Source organism: Aeromonas sp. QDB18 (assembly GCF_027705325.1).
In the GTDB taxonomy this organism is placed as follows: domain Bacteria; phylum Pseudomonadota; class Gammaproteobacteria; order Enterobacterales; family Aeromonadaceae; genus Aeromonas; species Aeromonas caviae.
Genome location: NZ_JAPDBQ010000018.1, coordinates 1 through 16800, shown reverse-complemented (window position 1 = coordinate 16800; position 16800 = coordinate 1). Strand labels below are relative to the sequence as shown.

The window sequence follows — 16800 nt, the reverse complement described above, 5'->3', positions numbered from 1 at the left end:
GAATTGAGTCGTATGTCCATTCACACCGATGAATTGCGCACCCGTCGCCTGGAGGCCCTGATCACCCCCAGCGAGCTGGCGCACGCCTTCCCGTTAACCGACACCATCGCCCAGAACCTGCTGGATGCCCGCCGCCAAGTGGAAGCCATTCTGTCCGGTGAAGATCAGCGCCTGCTGGTCATCGTCGGCCCCTGCTCCATCCACGATCCCGCCGCCGCCCACGAATACGCTCTGCGTCTGAACACCCTGCGTGAAGAGTACAAAAAGAGCCTGTGCATCGTGATGCGCACCTACTTCGAAAAGCCGCGCACCATCGTCGGCTGGAAGGGGCTCATCAATGATCCGCGCCTGGACGGCAGTTTCGACGTCAATGAAGGGCTGAAACTGGCCCGCAAGCTGCTGGTGGACATCAACGAGACCGGCATGCCCACCGCCACCGAGTTCCTCGACATGGTGACCGGCCAGTACATCAGCGATCTCATCACCTGGGGCGCCATCGGGGCGCGCACCACCGAGTCCCAGGTTCACCGGGAGATGGCCTCCGCCCTCTCCTGCCCGGTGGGGTTCAAGAACGGCACCGACGGCAACACCCGCATCGCCATCGATGCGGTGCGCGCCGCCCGTCACAGCCACATTTTCTACTCCCCGGACAAGGACGGCAAGATGACCATCTACCGCACCGCCGGCAACCCCTACGGCCACGTGATCCTGCGCGGCGGCCACCGTCCCAACTACGACACCGCCAGCATCGACGAGGCGTGCGAGGCTCTGGCCCAGGTGGGCCTGCCGGAGCGTCTGGTGGTGGACTTCAGCCACGGCAACAGCATGAAGGATCACCGCCGCCAACTGCTGGTGGCCCAGGATATCTGCGATCAACTGCGCCGTGGCCGCACCGGCATCGCCGGCATCATGGCCGAGAGCTTCCTAGTGGAAGGGCGTCAGGACGTGGAGAACGGCTGTGCCGCCACCTTCGGCCAGAGCATCACCGATGCCTGTCTGTCGTGGAGTGACACCGAAACCCTGCTGGCCATGCTGGCAGAAGCCGCCCAGGTGCGGCTGGACAAGCAGAAAGCCTGAGCAACCACTCAACGCTCTCTCTACCAAAAGAGCCAGGCATCACGGATGCCTAGCTCTTTTCATGTCCACGGTGATTCAATCGCCCCCTTGGCTTCACTCAGCCTCTGCAGGTTTTCAATGCTGTATCCGTAGTCGACAGAGCGGCTCCCTTCTCCCACTTGTTTCAAAAGAATGGGAGAAGGGCTGGGGATGAGGGGGGAGCCCGCCTCACAGGCTCGGCATAAACCAGATGCGGCCGGCCGCCTCGATGCGATCGGTGCGGATCTGGAACACCCGCTCCAGCAGCGCCTCGTCGATGATCCCGACGTCCCCTTCCCCCACCACGCGGCCCTGTTGCAGGCAGAGCACGCGATCCGCCCAGTCGATGGCCAGATTGATGTCGTGGATGGCCACCACCACCAGCAATCCCTGCGCGGCCAGTTGCTTGAGCAGCCGCAGCAGCGCCATCTGGTGATGCAGATCCAGCCCCGCCAGGGGTTCATCCAGCAGCAGCACCCGCCCGGTCGGATTGAGGCTTGGCCACAGTTGCAGCAGGGTGCGGGCGATCAGCACCCGCTGCTGCTCCCCCCCGGACAATCGGCTGAAGTCCCGTGCAAGCAGGGGCGCCAGTTCCAGGGCGTCGCACACATCCGCCACCGCCTGCGCCTGGGCATCGGGGGCCCCCTCCTCCAGCCCCAGGCTCAGCACCTGGAACACCGGGATGTGGAACAGCTGGGGCTGGCGCTGGGGCAGCATGGCGCGCCGCGTTGCAAGCTCGGGCCAGCTCAGGGTCGTGATGGCCTCTCCTCCCAGCAAGACGGCGCCATCGGCGGGCAGCAGGCCCGCCAGGGCCCCGAGCAGGGAGGACTTGCCACTGCCATTGGGGCCGAGCAGGGCCACCAGCTGACCACCGGGCCAGGCGAGATCCAGGGGGGCGAGGCGATGGGGGATGGCCAGGGCACGGGCCTCCAGCCGCCAGGGGGCGGGATCAGCGGGACACATCGGCATCTTGCCTCAGCAGCAGATAGATAAAGAGCGGGGCGCCCACCGAGGCGGTGATGACCCCGATGGGCAGTTCACCGGCGTGCAGCGCCGAGCGGGCCACCAGATCGGCCCCGAGCAGCAGGGCGCCGCCCCCCAGCGCCGAGGCGGGCAGCAGAAAGCGCTGATCGCTGCCACCGCACAGGCGCAGCAGGTGAGGCACTACCAGGCCGACGAAGCCGATGACGCCGCACAGGGAGACCGCCACCCCGGTCAGCAGGCAGACCGCCAGCACCAGGCGTACCCGCATGCTGTCCACGTTCAACCCCATAAGGCGGGCCTGGGTCTCCCCAAGCAGCAGTTGTTGCAGTGCCCGCCCCTGCCAGCAGAGCCAGCCGAGGGTGAGGGGCAGCACCAGCCACCACCAGGCGAGCTGCTGGCTGCCGTAGGCGAGGCTGCCCATCATCCAGAACATGAATTCCCGCAAGGCGCCGTCGTCGGCGAAATACATCAGCCAGGTCATGGCCGCATTGGTGAGGATGCCGATGGCGACTCCGAACAGCAGCAGCCGCCCATGGCCGAGCCGTGCCCGGCGTGCGAGACGGATGAGCAGCATGGTCACCACCAGGGCGCCGCCAAAGGCCGCCAGCGACAGCCCCCAGCCCGGCAGATAGAGCCCGAGCCCCTTGGCCACCGCCATCGCCACCATGGCGGCCAACCCCGCGCCGCTCGAGACGCCGAGCAGGCCGGGTTCCGCCACCGGGTTGTGCAGCATCACCTGGAGCACGGCACCGCCGCAGGCAAGGGAGGCCCCCGCCAGCAGAGCCAGCAGGGCGCGCGGCAGGCGCAGCTCCAGCAGGATGCGCAGCTCCAGATCCCCCAGCGGCTGCCAAGGCAGCAGTACGAACTCCCCGAGGGCGAGGGAGAGCAGGAACAGGGCCAGGGTCAGCAGCGACAGCAGGAGCAGCCAGCGGCGCTGCCAGCGCTGCTGGCGACGGATGAGAGCGAGATACACGGGATCCCCAAGAAGCGAGGCCCGCCGGGGGGCAGGCAGGAAAGCTGCATGATAACAGCGCGTTACCACCCAAGGTCAAGGCTGGTAGGGCTTGGCCAGCGCCGCTATCTCGCCGCTCTCCACCATGGCTAGCAACGCCTGCGCCAGCTTGGGGCCCAGCTCATGGTGGGGTGAGTGCTTGCTCATCCCGAGGTAGAGCACCACCGGGTTGGGGGGCTGGAAGGGCGCCTTGACGAGGCCGGCGTCGTTGCGCTGGCTCAGGGCGTAATCCACCTGGCAGTCGGTCCCTATCATCAGGGGCAGGTGGCCCCGCTCCACCATGCGCTGCAACTGGTCTTCGGTGGGGACCCCGTGCTTGTCGAGCTGGGTGTCGCCATCGAAGGGGGGAAGTAGGCGGAGTTGAGCACATAGCCTATCTCGCGGCCTCGCAGATCCTCGTAGCGCCTGAGACCGGCCACGGCGGCGGGCTTGCCATAGAAGGCAGGCCGGCACTGGTAATAGGACGGCTGCAGGTAGTCGATGAAGGCGGCCCGCTCCTCGGTGTGAGCCAGCCCTATCATCAGATCCACCTGACCGGTCTGCATCTGTTTGAGTGCCCGTCCCCAGGGCACCCGTTTGAGGGTGAGCACAATGCCGCTGCGTGCCTGCAACTGGCGCAGAATGTCGATATCCAGCCCCTGGAAGTCGTCGTTCTCTGCCAGCATGCGAAACGGCGGCCAGACATCGGTGGCCACCGTCAGGGTCGGCGCACCTTGCGCCCAGCAGGCAAACAACAGACAAAGCGCACCCCAGCTTGTCTTGCCCATCCAGCTTTCGCCTTCTTTTGTTACATCCTTGTGAGCTAAAAATACCCTCAAGCACCACTTATGAAAACCCATGGAGTCGAGATAAAATGCATTGATTTAAAAGGAGAACCTAATGAACCCCATCATGACCAGTATCGGCCTGCTCATCTGCAGCAACGTCTTCATGACGTTTGCCTGGTACGCCCATCTCAAGAGCATGAATCACAAACCCTGGATCATCGCCGCCCTGGTGAGCTGGGGGATAGCCCTGTTCGAATACCTGTTGCAGGTGCCCGCCAACCGCATCGGCCACACCGTGCTCTCCGTCGGCCAGCTCAAGATCCTGCAGGAGGTGATCACCCTCACCGTGTTCGTTCCCTTCTCCATCTTCTATCTGAAAGAAGACCTGAAGTGGGACTACCTCTGGGCGGGTCTGTGCATCCTGGGCGCGGTCTTTTTTGTGTTCCGCGAAAAACTGACCGGCGCCTGAGGCTGTACACTCAAGCCATTCATCATCCCCCAGCCCTTTGAGCGACGAGGCCCCTCATGGAATTGAGAGACATGCTGCAGATCTTGGCCAAACAGGACGGTTCCGATCTCTATCTCTCCACCGGCGCCCCCCCCTGCGCCAAGTTCAACGGCGCCTTGCGCCCCCTCACCCAAGAGCCCCTGGGGCCGGGCGAGGTGGCCCGCATCGCCTACGACATCATGGATCTCGAGCAGAAACAGCAGTTCGAGAAAGAGCTGGAGATGAACCTCGCCATCTCCCTGCCCCAGATAGGCCGTTTTCGGGTCAACATCTTCAAGCAGCGCAATGAAGTTTCCCTGGTGGCGCGCAACATCAAGACCGAGATCCCCCGCTTCGAGGATCTCAAACTCCCTCCGGTGCTCCTCGACACCATCATGGAGAAGCGGGGTCTGGTGCTCTTCGTCGGCGGCACGGGGTCCGGCAAATCCACATCGCTCGCGGCCCTCATCGATCATCGCAACCGCAACAGCGGCGGCCACATCATCACCATCGAGGATCCGGTGGAGTTCGTCCATCGCCACCAGAAGAGCATCATCAACCAGCGGGAGGTGGGGGTGGATACCCGCAGCTTCCATGCGGCCCTGAAGAACACCCTGCGCCAGGCGCCGGACGTCATCCTCATCGGTGAAATCCGCGATCGGGAGACCATGGAGCATGCCCTCGCCTTCTCGGAGACCGGGCATCTGGCCATCTCCACCCTGCACGCCAACAACGCCAACCAGGCGCTGGATCGCATCATCAACTTCTTCCCGGAAGAGCGCAGACCCCAGCTGCTCAACGACCTTGGCAACAACCTCAAGGCCTTTGTCTCCCAGCGGCTGGTGAAGACCACGGACGGCGGGCGCCGGGCGGCGGTGGAGGTGATGCTCGGAACCCACACGGTGCGCGATCTCATCAAGCGCGGCGAGTTTGGCGGCCTCAAGGAGATCATGGAAAAATCCAGGGCCCTTGGCATGGTGACCTTCGACAGTACCCTGTTCGATCTGGTGGTCGAGGGGGTGATCGACGAGGAGGAGGCAGTGAAGAACGCGGACTCCCAGAACAACCTGCGCCTCAAGATCAAACTCTGGCGGGAGAAGGGCCAGATTGGCAACAGCGCGGCGGCGAGCGGCTGGAGCCTGGAGCCCACCAAGGACGAGGGTGACCTCTTCTAAGACCGGGCCCGGCGGCCACGAAAAAGGGAACCCTCGGGTTCCCTTTTGCATATGAGCAGGCGTCAGCCCTTCTGGACCAGCCCTATCTGGCCGGGCTCGCACCACTCGAACGTCACCTCTTCGTGCTTGCCGCAGCAGGAGCCGCCACACAGGCGGCTCTCCCGCTTGGCGACGCGCCCCTTGCGCATCCAGACTCCGAGCATGGCCTCTACCGCATCCTCGGAGGTGTGGAAGTGGCGGGCCAGCGCCCGCCGGCTCACCTTCTTGTGCAGGGCCAGATAGTCCCCCAGTTCACGCAGGATCACAGGATACCCCCCTCTCGGCGCACTCGCCCCTGACCATGAGCCCCTTCACAGGGTCACCACCTTGCGGGCGACGATGTCGCCGTGACGACGCCCCAGCCACCAGAGCAGCACCAGGGAGAGCAGATAGCTCAGGCTCCAGACCAGGCTCTGCGCCGGGTGGGCATCGAAGGTCGCCAGTTGATAGAAGAGGGTGGCGCACAGGAAGGCGACGTAGTTGCACCAGGCGGCGGTGAACAGGGCCCACTGGCGACCGGTCTCTCGTACCAGGGCCCCCATGGCGGCAGCGCAGGGCATGTAGAGCAGCACGAACAGCAGGTAAGCAAAGGCCCCGGCCACGCCGTCGAAGTGGGTCTGCATATTGCCGTAGGTGGAGGTATCCACCTCCTGGGCCTCGGCTGCCGCCTGCTTGTCCTCCAGATCCCCTACCTTGAGCCCCATGGGATCGGCGGGGTCGATGTCCGCCAGGTTGGCGGGAATGGTGGCCAGCGCCGCTTTCAGGCTGCCCAGCAGGGAGTATTCACTCTCCTCCTCATCACCGGCGCCGCCAGCGTAGAGGCTGTTGAGGGTAGCGACCACCGCCTCCTTGGCAAAGATGCCGGTGAGGATGCCCACCGTGGCCTGCCAGTTGTCGTCCCGCACGCCTATGGGATGCAGCACCGGGGTCATGGACTGGCTCAGCTTGCTCAGCACCGAGTTCTCCTGATCCTGGTTGCCGAAGCTGCCGTCGGTGCCGAGGGAGTTGAGCACGCTCAGCACCGCCACCATCAGGACGATGGTCTTGCCCGCGCCGAAGATGAAGCCCTTGAGTTTCTGCCAGGTGCGCAGCCCCACGTCCACCGGACGGGGCCACTCGTAATCGGGCATCTCCATCACCATGGAGTCGCTCTTGCCCGGCAGCAGGGTGCTGCGCAGGAAGAGGCCGGTGAGCACCGCCACCAGGATGCCGAACAGATAGAGACCGAACACCAGGTTCTGCCCCGACTCGGGGAAGAAGGCCACCGCGAACAGGGCGTAGACCGGCAGACGGGCACCGCAGGACATGAAGGGCGCCATGGCCGAGGTCATCAGCCGCTCGCGCTCCGACCCCAGGGTCCGGGTTGCCATCACCGCGGGCACGGTGCAGCCAAAGCCCATCAGCATGGGGACGAAGGCCTTGCCGGGCAGGCCGAGGCGACGCATCAGGGCATCCACCACGAAGGCGGCACGGGCCAGATAGCCGGAGCTCTCCAGCACCGCGAGGAAGAGAAAGAGACAGCCCACCACGGGGATGAAGGTCGCCACCGTCTGCAAACCGGCACCCACGCCGTCCGCGAGCACGGCTCCCAGCCAGTCGGGGGCATTCATCAGCCCCAGCAGGTGGTGCACCCCGTCCACGAAGAGGGCCCCCCCGAGGATGTCGAAGAAATCGATGAAGGCGCTACCCACCTTGATGGCGAACATGAACATCAGGTACATCACCAGCAGGAAGAAGGGGATGCCCACCCAGCGGTTGAGCAGCACCCTGTCCAGCCGTTCGCTCTGGGCGACGGTGAGCTTGTCCTGATGGCGGCACGCCTGCTGGCACCAGTGGTGGATATGGCCGTAGCGCAAATCAGCGAGTTGCAGGTCGATGTCCTGGACGTGGTGGGCGCGGCTCACCACGTTGTCGGCCGCCGCCTGCTGCCCCGCCGCCAGGGTCTCCTGCATGGCGATGTCTTCCTCCAGCAGGCGCAGGGCGCGGCCACGGCGATGCAGATGATGGGGGGCGAGCAGGGTCTCCAGCTCGGCGATGTCCCCCTCGAGGGGCTGACCGTAGTCGAGCACCAGGGCGGGCTGGGACTGACCGATAAACTGGTGGATCCCCTCTTTGAAAGCCGCCACCTGCTGGCGATTGTGGGCCGAGAGCGACACCACGGGGCACCCCAGCGCCTTGGCGAGCAAGGCCTCGTCGATGGTGATGCGCCGCTTTTGCAGCAGATCCATCTTGTTGAGCACCACCACCATGGGCAGCCCCAGCTCCCGCAGTTGCAGGGTGAGGTAGAGGGAGCGCTCCAGGTTGGCGGCATCGATGACGTTGAGCAGCAGATCCGGCTGCTGGCGCTGGACGAAGCGACTGGCGATCTGCTCGTCCAGGCTCGCCTCCTGGTTGGCCAGGGCATAGATGCCGGGCAGGTCCACCAGGGTGTATTCCTGCCCGCGGGCAGCAAAGGCCCCCATCTTCTTGTCGACGGTGACCCCGCTCCAGTTCCCCACCTGCTGGCGGGAGCCGGTCAGGGCGTTGAACAGGGAGGTCTTGCCGCTATTGGGATTGCCCACTGTGACCAGGTTGTAGCTCATACCGGCTCCACCTCGATTTGCTGGGCCAGACTCCGCTGCATGGAGAGGCAGATGCCCTGGCACTGGATCTGGAGCGGGTCCCCCAGGGGGGCGGCCCGCAGATAGAGGATCTCGGTCTGGGGCAGCAGCCCCATCACCATCAGCTTGCGCCGCAAGGCGCGGCCAAGGTGGTTCATGTGCGTGATGCGAGCGCTCTGTCCCGGCGACAGCTCTGTGAGTACCATGACGGGCTCCTGAAGTTAAACAAGAATAATTCGCTTTTAATGGGGGGATTATAAGCTGTGCCCTCAACATTTATTTGCGTAAAATCAAACTCCGCTTAGCTAACCGACAAAGTATTGCCATGAGTCACGACAACAACAGCCGCCTGGTCTACAGCACGGACGGCGGCATGATCAAGGAATCCGCCCCTGCCCAGCACGCCTCCCCCTTCCCCGCCGACGGGGTCGTGCGCATCCGCCGCGAGACCAAGGGACGCAAGGGGGCCGGGGTCATCAGCATCCACGGCGTTCCCGCCGACCAGCAGAAGGCCCTCGCCACCCTGCTCAAGAAGAAGTGCGGTACCGGCGGCGGTCTCAAGGAGGGGATCATCGAGATCCAGGGGGACAAACGGGACCTTATCAAGGCCGAACTGGAGAAGGCCGGCTTTCAGGTCAAGCTGGTGGGGGGATAATTCCCCATCCCGCGCCTTGCCTCACCGGGGGTTTTTCCCTAGAATGCCCGCTCCCATCGAGGGGGAGTAGTCTCGCCACGGACCCGTTTCGTGCGCGATCCTGATCAACATACTTGGTGCCAACTCACCATGGTCAGGGTGATCCGGGCAATGCCGGATTTGACAAGACCTTTGACGGGCCAGTGCCAAAACCGGGGACGGATGGTGCAGGCTTGTCTCTGGTTTATAACAATTCCGTCCCCCGGTCATTTTTATGGAAGCCTTGTTAACCTCAACCATCAGCGTTGCCATCGCCGAGATCGGCGACAAGACACAGCTGCTGGCCCTGTTGCTCATCTGTCGTTTTCGCAAACCCTGGCCCATCATCGCCGGCATGCTGGCTGCCACCCTGCTCAACCACGCAGGGGCCGCCTGGATAGGGGAATTCATCAGTCGCTGGATGGATCCCAAGGTGATGACCTGGCTGGTCGCTGGCGCCTTCATCGCCATGGCCGCCTGGATCCTGGTGCCGGACAAGATGGACGATGAAGAGAGTTCCCTGGACAAGTACGGCCCCTTCATGGCCACCTTCGTGCTCTTCTTCATCGCCGAGATCGGTGACAAGACCCAGATAGCCACCGTGCTGCTGGCAGCCAAGTACGACTCCCTGATCCAGGTGATCACCGGTACCACCCTCGGCATGATGCTGGCCAACGTGCCCGTGGTGCTGCTCGGCAAGCTCGGGGCCGACAAGCTCCCCCTCAAGGGGATCCGCATTGCCTGCGCCATCCTCTTTGCGGGGCTTGGCATCTCCACCCTGATCTTCGCCTGACCTCCATAGAAGCCGGCGGGGGATCAGCGTGAGCACTGATCGCCACCGCCGCCCCGGACGTCCTTCAGGCCCCCTCCTCACGGCGGGGGCCTTTTTAGTGCAAAGACATGGCCCCGTGCCGCGACCTGTGTCGCAGCGCCAACGGCGCCCCTGCCCCGAGACGCGGCGCCGTGCCATAATGCCTTATCTTTGGTTCATCGCGGCTTTCCGGGGAAGGCCGCCTTGATTTTCAGAAAAAAGTATTCTGAGTCCCTAAATCCATATGCCATGCGCTTTATCACTTTGATCTTGTTGTTCACCCCTTCCAGGGAAGGTGCGAACAAGTCCCTGATATGAGATCATGTTTGTCATCTGGAGCCATGAAAAAGGGTTCATCATGAGTCATCAGCTCACCTTCGCCGACAGTGAATTCAGCAGTAAGCGCCGTCAGACTAGGGAAAGTGCGAACAAGTATCCCACGAACAAAAAATGAAAATTTTAGTCATTTAATATCAATGGGTTACCAGTAAATGCTCTTGTGCCATATGACTTATTCGCACCTTCCTTAGTTTATGAGTTAGGGGTAACCTTGGCTACACACACGATTGGGGCAGGCGGCACCCATTAGAAAACATCTGCACACATTATTGGCAGAGTCTTTATAGACAAACCGACCCGTGCCCTAATCACAGGGAAACAAAAACCGCAGCCCCAGGGCTGCGGTTTTTTTATTGGGTCAAGCTGTTGGCATCAACAAGGCCACCGGCCTTAGGCACGGCGCCAGCTGGTCTTGCCAGCGCTGTCTTCCAGCACGATGCCCATCTCGGTGAGACGGTTACGGGCGGCATCCGCCGCGGCCCAGTTCTTGTCGGCGCGGGCCTGATTGCGCTCGGCGATCAGGCGCTCGATCTCGGCGACCTCTTCGTCCGCCTCAATACCCTTCAAGAAAGCGTCCGGATCCTGTTGCAGGATGCCGAGCACGGCGCCCAGTTCGCGCAGGCGGGCACCGAGGCCAGCGGCGACAGCCATGTCTTCGGCTTTCTGGCGGTTGATCTCGCGCACCAGGTCGAACAGGGCGGAGTAGGCTTCCGGGGTGTTGAAGTCGTCGTCCATCGCTTCTTTGAAGCGAGCCACCTGCTCGTCACCACCGGCGGCGGCAGCCGCCGGCAGATCGCGCAGGGCGGTGTACATCCGCTCCAGGGCGGCGCGGGCTTGCTTCAAGTTGTCTTCCGAGTAGTTGAGCTGGCTGCGGTAGTGACCGGACATCAGGAAGTAACGGACGGTTTCGGCGTCGTAGTGGGCCAGCACATCACGGATGGTGAAGAAATTGCCAAGGGACTTGGACATCTTCTCTTTATCCACCATCACCATGCCGCTGTGCATCCAGGTGTTGACGTAGTCGCCGCCGTGGGCGCAGCAGGACTGGGCAATCTCGTTCTCGTGGTGGGGGAACTGCAGATCGGAGCCGCCGCCGTGGATGTCGAAGTGGTTGCCAAGGTGCTTGGAGTTCATGGCGGAGCACTCGATGTGCCAGCCAGGACGGCCCGGGCCCCAGGGGCTGTCCCAGGTCGGCTCGCCGGGCTTGGACATCTTCCACAGCACGAAGTCGAGCGGATTGCGCTTGGCATCCACCACGTCGACCCGGGCGCCGGCCTGCAGCTGCTCCAGATCCTGGCCCGAGAGCTTGCCGTAGTCGGCGTAGGACTCGACGATGAACATCACATCGCCGTTGTCCGCCACGTAGGCGTGCCCTTTTTCCAGCAGGGTTTCAACCAGGGCGATGATCTCGCCGATGTGCTGGGTGGCGCGGGGTTCGATGTCAGGACGCACCATGCCGAGGGCGTCGAAATCCTGGTGCATGTCGCCGATGAGGCGCTCGGTGAGATCGTCACAGGTCACGTGCGTTTCGGCGGCACGCTTGATGATCTTGTCGTCCACGTCGGTGACGTTGCGCACATAGGTGAGGTCGTACCCTGCATAACGCAGGTAGCGAGCGACGACGTCGAAGGCGACGAAGGTACGGCCATGGCCGATATGACAGTGATCATAGATAGTGACGCCACACACATACATGCCCACCTTGCCCGGGTGGATAGGTTTGAATTCTTCTTTTTGACGAGTGAGTGTGTTGTATATCTTCAGCATCTTATGACCACTGCCTGTGAGTAAAATGGCCTGCCATTCTAACCGCATCCGGTATAGAAAACGAGGCAGAAAAAGCCCCCTCTCCCCCCTGCCATCTATGCCGCAGGGCCTTGATGGGCTAGAATTGCCACCACTTTATGCCATACACCTGCGGGCACCTTGCTGCCCGCGTCAAAATGAAAGGACAACTCATGGTTACTCTGCACACCAACCACGGCGACATCACCCTGACCCTGAACGCGGAAAAAGCCCCGGAGACCGTGGCCAACTTCCTGCAATACTGCCGTGACGGTCACTACGACAACACCATCTTCCACCGCGTCATCGACGGCTTCATGATCCAGGGCGGCGGCTATGCCCCGGGCTTTGAAGAGAAAGAGACCCGCGCTCCCATCAAGAACGAGGCGGCCAACGGTCTGTCCAACAAGGTCGGCACCATCGCCATGGCCCGCACCATGGAGCCGCACTCCGCCAGCGCCCAGTTCTTCATCAACGTGAACAACAACGACTTCCTGGACTTCAAGTCCGCCACCACCCAGGGCTTCGGCTACTGCGTGTTCGGTGAAGTGACCGCCGGCATGGACGTGGTCAACAAGATCAAGGGTGTGAAGACCGGCAACTACGGCCGCATGCACCAGGACGTTCCGACCGAAGACGTCGTCATCACCAAGGTGACCCTTGCCGAGTAATCCCTGCCGGCCAGGCTCTGACACAACTGCGGCCCCGGCCGCAGTTTTTCCATCTGCAGCCCCCAACTGGCGCCGCCTCGACTATCTGGCCCAGGGCAACGAACGTCAGCGCTCGGCCCACGCCCTGCTGAGCGGCGGCCTGTGGGATGAGCTTGGCCCCCTGTGCAACGATCTGGCCCTGGTGAGCACGATCGCCATCGGGCTGGATAGGCCCGGCAGCGATCTCGACATCCTCTGCCAGCATCCGGACCCGGCCTTCCTTGCCGCGACACTGGCCGCACAAGGCTGGCAGGTGCGAAGCAAGGGCGAACAGGTCTGGATCGCCGAGCAGCAACGCCACGGGCCAGATGGCCAGTGCTGGCCAGTCGAGCTCTACCTCACCTCTGATCCCCTCGAGACATGTCATGGCTGGCGCCACCTCAGCCTGATGGCCGCCCTGCTTGAGCACTTTGGCGCCCCCTTCCACCGGGAAGTGCTGCGCCTGCGTGTTGATGAAGGGCTCAAGGGGGAAGCGGCCATGTGCCGCCTGCTGGGCCTGTCCGGCGACCCTTACGAGGCGTTGCTGACCCTGGAGGGCGTCAACCTTGCGGGGCTCTGCTGCCCTTCCCTCCCCCACCCGTTCGACGAGCAAGGTCACAGGCCTTGTCCGCACCCAGGCGGGACTCTCTTACCATGATGCCCAGGAACTCATGAGCACCCTCTTTATCAGTGACATTCACCTCAGCCAAGGCAGGCCCGACATGACGGCGGCCCTGGTGCGCTTTCTGGCCGAAGACGCGCCCGGTGCCGACGCCCTCTATGTGCTGGGGGATCTGTTCGAATTCTGGATTGGGGACGACGACCCCAACCCGCTCCACCGCGAGGTGGCCGATGCCTTTCTCGCCCTGAGCCAGCAGGGGGTGCCCCTCTATTTCATTCACGGCAACCGCGACTTCCTCTTGGGGCGCCAGTTTGCCAAACGGGCCGGCATGACCATGCTTGGCGACCCCTGTGTCATCGAGCTGTACGGCGAGCGGGTGCTGCTGAGCCACGGGGATCTGCTCTGCACCCGGGACGAGGGCTACCAGAAGTTTCGCCGCATCACCCAACAGAAATGGCTGCGCTGGATCTTCCTGCGCCTGCCGCTCTCGCGCCGCCAGGCCATCGCCCACAAAATGCGCGGCCAGAGCCAGATGGAGAATGCCCACAAGAGCCAGATCATCATGGACGTGACTCCGGAGGCGGTGGACGACATGCTGCGCCAGCACAGCTGCCGCCTGATGATCCACGGTCACACCCACAGGCCCGCCATCCACGACTTCACTCTGGATGGGCGTGCGGCGCGGCGCATCGTGCTGGGAGACTGGTTCAAGCAGGGGTCGGTGCTGGTGTGCTCCCCCGCCGGGCAGCGCCTCGACACCCGCGCGCTCGGCTGAGGCCCTCTGCCTGCCATGGTCAGGAGCGAGTCTCATATGACCGTTTCTGACTCACGTCGTGCTGCGGCGGGATACAAGCTGGATCCCTGCATATACTCTGGTTCTCTGCACATAACGAGGAGATGACCATGGGATTTCTTACTTGGGTGGTACTGGGGCTGATCGTCGGCATCCTGGCTAAATGGATCATGCCGGGCAAGGATGGCGGCGGTTTCTTCATGACGGTGATCCTGGGGGTGGTCGGTGCCATGGTGGGGGGCTATGTCAGCACCCTGCTTGGGATGGGAACGGTCACCGGCTTCAACCTGCCTAGCATCATCATCGCCACCGTTGGCGCCCTGATCGTGCTGTTTGTCTACAACAAGCTGCGCAGTTGAGGCGCAGCCCCCCCATCGATGCGAGGGCGCCAATGGCGCCCTCGCTGTTTTCAGCCCCGCTGGCGCCAGCTTGTCTCGACTACCCGATCTCATCCACTCGTTTCGTCCGTTCGATGCCGCGCTTGCATCATTTCTAGTTGAGACGTCTAATAAGCCCCATGCAAGCCAATGACCCCCTGCCTCGCCGCCCTCGCGGCCGCCCTGCCCAGCACGGGCACACCTATGCCGATACCCGGGAGCTGTTGATCCGCCGGGGCATGGAGCTGCTGACCGAACAAGGCATCGCCGCCACCTCCATCGAGCGGGTGTTGCAGTCGACCGGGATCCCCAAGGGCTCCTTCTATCACTACTTCGCCACCAAGCACGACTTCACTCTGGCGGTCATGGATGCCTATCACCACTACTTCTGCCGCAAGCTGACGCGCTATCTGGAGGATGAGAGCCTGCCCCCCCTGGCCCGTCTTGTTGCCTTCGTCGACAGCGCCTGCCGGGGCATGACCCGGTTTGCGTTCCAGCGGGGCTGTCTCGTGGGTAACCTGGGTCAGGAGGTGGTGCAACTGTCCCCCGAGCTGCGCCTGCGCCTCGAGCAGATCCTCCTCGACTGGGAGGCGCTGCTTGCCCGCTGCCTGAGGGACGCGGTGACGGCGTGGGAGCTGCCCCCTGATTGTGACTGCCCTGCCCTCGCCCATCAGTTCTGGATCGGCTGGGAAGGGGCCGTACTGCGCGCACGCCTGGTGGGCGATACCGAGCCAATGCTCTCTTTTCTCAATTTTTTCATGAAGTTAGCAAAGTGATTTTTTTACGAAGATTAATAGTCAGTCAGTCCAATTAATGGGAGTAGACAAGATGTTCAACGGTATTCTGATCGAGAAAGACGAGGCGGGTTATCGCGCCAGCTACCAGAGCCTCTCCGAGGAGATGTTGCCTGCCGGGGATGTGACCGTGGCGGTACAGTGGTCTTCCCTCAACTACAAGGATGGCCTGGCCCTCACCGGCGCCTCCCCCGTGGTACGCCGCTTCCCTCTGATCCCCGGCATCGACTTTGCCGGTACCGTGCTGGAGAGCCAGCATCCCGACTGGCACCCCGGCGACAAGGTGGTGCTCAACGGATGGGGCGTGGGCGAGACCCACAGTGGCGGGCTGGCTGAGCGGGCACGGGTCCGGGGCGACTGGCTGGTCGCCCTGCCTGAGCGCTTCCAGCCCCGGGACGCCATGGCCATCGGCACCGCAGGGTACACCGCCATGCTCTGCGTGATGGCGTTGGAGAAGCACGGCATCACCCCCGGTGACGGTGACATTCTGGTGACGGGCGCCAACGGCGGCGTGGGCAGCGTGGCGATCACCCTCCTGGCCAAGCTGGGCTATCGGGTCGTGGCCGCCACCGGGCGGCTGCACGAGGCCGACTATCTGACGTCCCTCGGCGCCGCCGAGGTGATCGATCGCGCCGAACTGGCCGCGCCGGGACGCCCGCTGGGCAAGGAACGCTGGGTCGGCGTCATCGACACCGTCGGCAGCCACACCCTGGCCAATGCCTGCGCCACTACCCGCTACGGCGGCGCCGTGGCCGCCTGCGGTCTCGCGGGAGGGATGGACTTCCCCTCCACCGTCATGCCCTTCATCCTGCGCGGCGTCACCCTCTATGGCATCGACAGCGTGATGGCACCGCGCCCGCAGCGCCAGCAGGCCTGGGCCCGGCTGGCCGAGGATCTCGACCTGACTCGCCTCCATCTCCTCACCCGGGAAGTGCCCCTCTCCCAGGTCGTGACCCTGGGGGATGCCTTCCTGGCAGGCCAGGTGCGCGGTCGGATCCTGGTCAATGTCCAGGGGTGATGACTGACGCGATATGAGCCGGCTCGCCTGACCAGGTCAGGCGAGCCTCTCCAGGGCATTTCGCAGCCATACGGAACGTCACCCCTCCTTCCCATCGTCCATGACAATGGACAACAGATGCGTTCAAACCGTCATTCCGCACCTGATTTTGCTATTTTCAGTGCTTGACGGCGATCGGCCGTTCTGATCTATTACTCTCTTTTGCAGGTAGATCATCATGGCCGCACCCGCTATCTCGATCCGTAACCTCGATCACCTTGGTTTGGTCGCCGCACTCTGCCAGGAACTGGGCATTGCCCGCATGATCGATGCCTTGCTCCCCAAAACCCCGCCTTTCAAGGTCTCACATGGTGAAGCCTTGGTCGCCATGATAGTGAACGGCCTCGGCTTTCACAGCAGCACCCTGCACATGTTCCCGCAATTCTTCGCTAACAAGCCGGTTGAGCGCCTGATTGGCCCCGGGATCTGTGCTGATGACCTCAATGATGATGTGCTCGGTCGCTGTCTCGATGCCCTCTTTGAGGCCGATGTCAGCGCCTTGTATCAGGTGATGGCGGCGCAAGTTGTCGAGCGGCTGGGGCTCAAAAGCACCGCAGTGCACCTCGATATTACCAGCTTCCACGTCGATGGCGCCTATGACTGTGCCGATGGGGATCTGGTCGGTAAGCTGCAACTGGTGCGTGGTTATAGTCGTGATCACCGGCCAGAGCTGAATCAAGTGATCCTTGAGCTCATCTGTG

The 16800-nt window shown here is 63.1% G+C and carries 18 protein-coding genes and 2 pseudogenes; 12 read left to right on the top strand and 8 right to left on the bottom strand.

Going from position 1 to position 16800, the window contains the following annotated elements; all coding sequences use genetic code 11:
• The first annotated feature begins 12 nt into the window (after positions 1–12).
• The gene (locus tag OKC30_RS05020; protein ID WP_113977416.1) at positions 13–1077 is read left to right on the top strand and encodes a 3-deoxy-7-phosphoheptulonate synthase; all 1065 of its coding nucleotides are present in this window, start codon (positions 13–15) and stop codon (positions 1075–1077) included.
• A 207-nt stretch (positions 1078–1284) separates the two neighbouring features.
• Here the strand turns inward: OKC30_RS05020 and OKC30_RS05015 are convergent, their stop codons facing one another.
• The 3 genes and pseudogenes from OKC30_RS05015 to OKC30_RS05005 form a co-directional block, all read right to left on the bottom strand.
• Positions 1285–2058, bottom strand: a complete 774-nt coding sequence (locus OKC30_RS05015; RefSeq protein ID WP_113977414.1) for an ATP-binding cassette domain-containing protein — start codon at positions 2056–2058, stop codon at positions 1285–1287.
• Positions 2045–3052, bottom strand: a complete 1008-nt coding sequence (gene btuC, locus OKC30_RS05010; RefSeq protein WP_039041213.1) for a vitamin B12 ABC transporter permease BtuC — start codon at positions 3050–3052, stop codon at positions 2045–2047. The genes OKC30_RS05015 and btuC overlap by 14 nt, the downstream gene beginning before the upstream one ends.
• Before the next feature lie 75 nt (positions 3053–3127).
• A pseudogene (locus OKC30_RS05005) lies at positions 3128–3858 on the bottom strand (substrate-binding periplasmic protein).
• Positions 3859–3970: 112 nt separating this feature from the next.
• On the opposite strand from OKC30_RS05005, the gene OKC30_RS05000 reads away from it, so the two are divergent.
• Complete coding sequence (locus OKC30_RS05000) at positions 3971–4327, top strand: DMT family protein (protein WP_010675200.1); 357 nt, start codon at positions 3971–3973, stop codon at positions 4325–4327.
• A gap of 56 nt (positions 4328–4383) precedes the next feature.
• The gene (gene tapW / locus OKC30_RS04995) at positions 4384–5520 is read left to right on the top strand and encodes a type IVa pilus ATPase TapW (RefSeq protein WP_029314740.1); all 1137 of its coding nucleotides are present in this window, start codon (positions 4384–4386) and stop codon (positions 5518–5520) included.
• Between the two features lie 62 nt (positions 5521–5582).
• Here tapW and OKC30_RS04990 read toward each other — a convergent pair whose 3' ends face one another.
• From OKC30_RS04990 to OKC30_RS04980, 3 genes are read right to left on the bottom strand one after another with little or no spacing between them, the layout of a single operon-like run.
• Entirely contained in the window at positions 5583–5825 is a 243-nt protein-coding gene (locus tag OKC30_RS04990) for a FeoC-like transcriptional regulator (protein ID WP_039041210.1), read from the bottom strand.
• Between the two features lie 45 nt (positions 5826–5870).
• Positions 5871–8141, bottom strand: coding sequence for a Fe(2+) transporter permease subunit FeoB (feoB, locus tag OKC30_RS04985; RefSeq protein ID WP_104453103.1), 2271 nt, complete (start codon positions 8139–8141; stop codon positions 5871–5873).
• A complete protein-coding gene (locus OKC30_RS04980; protein ID WP_010675204.1) occupies positions 8138–8365 on the bottom strand; it encodes a FeoA family protein in 228 nt (75 codons plus the stop codon). Before OKC30_RS04980 ends, feoB begins: the two co-directional genes overlap by 4 nt.
• Before the next feature lie 119 nt (positions 8366–8484).
• On the opposite strand from OKC30_RS04980, the gene OKC30_RS04975 reads away from it, so the two are divergent.
• Positions 8485–8814 (top strand): translation initiation factor, encoded by a 330-nt coding sequence (locus OKC30_RS04975; RefSeq protein WP_039041208.1) that lies wholly within the window; start codon positions 8485–8487, stop codon positions 8812–8814.
• 253 nt (positions 8815–9067) lie between these two features.
• On the top strand, positions 9068–9625 hold the full coding sequence (locus OKC30_RS04970) for a TMEM165/GDT1 family protein (RefSeq protein WP_010675206.1): 558 nt from the start codon (positions 9068–9070) through the stop codon (positions 9623–9625).
• A 194-nt stretch (positions 9626–9819) separates the two neighbouring features.
• Here OKC30_RS04970 and OKC30_RS04965 read toward each other — a convergent pair.
• Positions 9820–9933 (bottom strand): annotated as a pseudogene (locus OKC30_RS04965) (transposase); the annotation flags it as partial.
• Between the two features lie 439 nt (positions 9934–10372).
• Positions 10373–11749 (bottom strand): cysteine--tRNA ligase, encoded by a 1377-nt coding sequence (gene cysS / locus OKC30_RS04955; RefSeq protein WP_160837471.1) that lies wholly within the window; start codon positions 11747–11749, stop codon positions 10373–10375.
• A 191-nt stretch (positions 11750–11940) separates the two neighbouring features.
• Here cysS and OKC30_RS04950 point away from each other — a divergent pair, with 191 nt between their 5' ends.
• The 7 genes from OKC30_RS04950 to OKC30_RS04920 all read left to right on the top strand — a co-directional run.
• Positions 11941–12438 (top strand): peptidylprolyl isomerase, encoded by a 498-nt coding sequence (locus OKC30_RS04950; protein ID WP_010675220.1) that lies wholly within the window; start codon positions 11941–11943, stop codon positions 12436–12438.
• Complete coding sequence (locus OKC30_RS04945) at positions 12428–13114, top strand: DUF4269 domain-containing protein (protein ID WP_160837473.1); 687 nt, start codon at positions 12428–12430, stop codon at positions 13112–13114. The genes OKC30_RS04950 and OKC30_RS04945 overlap by 11 nt, the downstream gene beginning before the upstream one ends.
• Positions 13115–13127: 13 nt before the next feature.
• Positions 13128–13853 (top strand): UDP-2,3-diacylglucosamine diphosphatase, encoded by a 726-nt coding sequence (gene lpxH, locus OKC30_RS04940; protein ID WP_160837475.1) that lies wholly within the window; start codon positions 13128–13130, stop codon positions 13851–13853.
• A gap of 128 nt (positions 13854–13981) precedes the next feature.
• Positions 13982–14230 (top strand): GlsB/YeaQ/YmgE family stress response membrane protein, encoded by a 249-nt coding sequence (locus OKC30_RS04935; RefSeq protein ID WP_010675223.1) that lies wholly within the window; start codon positions 13982–13984, stop codon positions 14228–14230.
• A 158-nt stretch (positions 14231–14388) separates the two neighbouring features.
• Positions 14389–15024, top strand: coding sequence for an acrylate utilization transcriptional regulator AcuR (acuR, locus tag OKC30_RS04930; protein ID WP_160837477.1), 636 nt, complete (start codon positions 14389–14391; stop codon positions 15022–15024).
• Between the two features lie 52 nt (positions 15025–15076).
• On the top strand, positions 15077–16060 hold the full coding sequence (gene acuI / locus OKC30_RS04925) for an acrylyl-CoA reductase (NADPH) (RefSeq protein ID WP_160837479.1): 984 nt from the start codon (positions 15077–15079) through the stop codon (positions 16058–16060).
• A gap of 217 nt (positions 16061–16277) precedes the next feature.
• Positions 16278–16800: IS1634 family transposase (locus tag OKC30_RS04920; RefSeq protein ID WP_270666202.1), on the top strand; the 523-nt coding region annotated here is incomplete at its 3' end.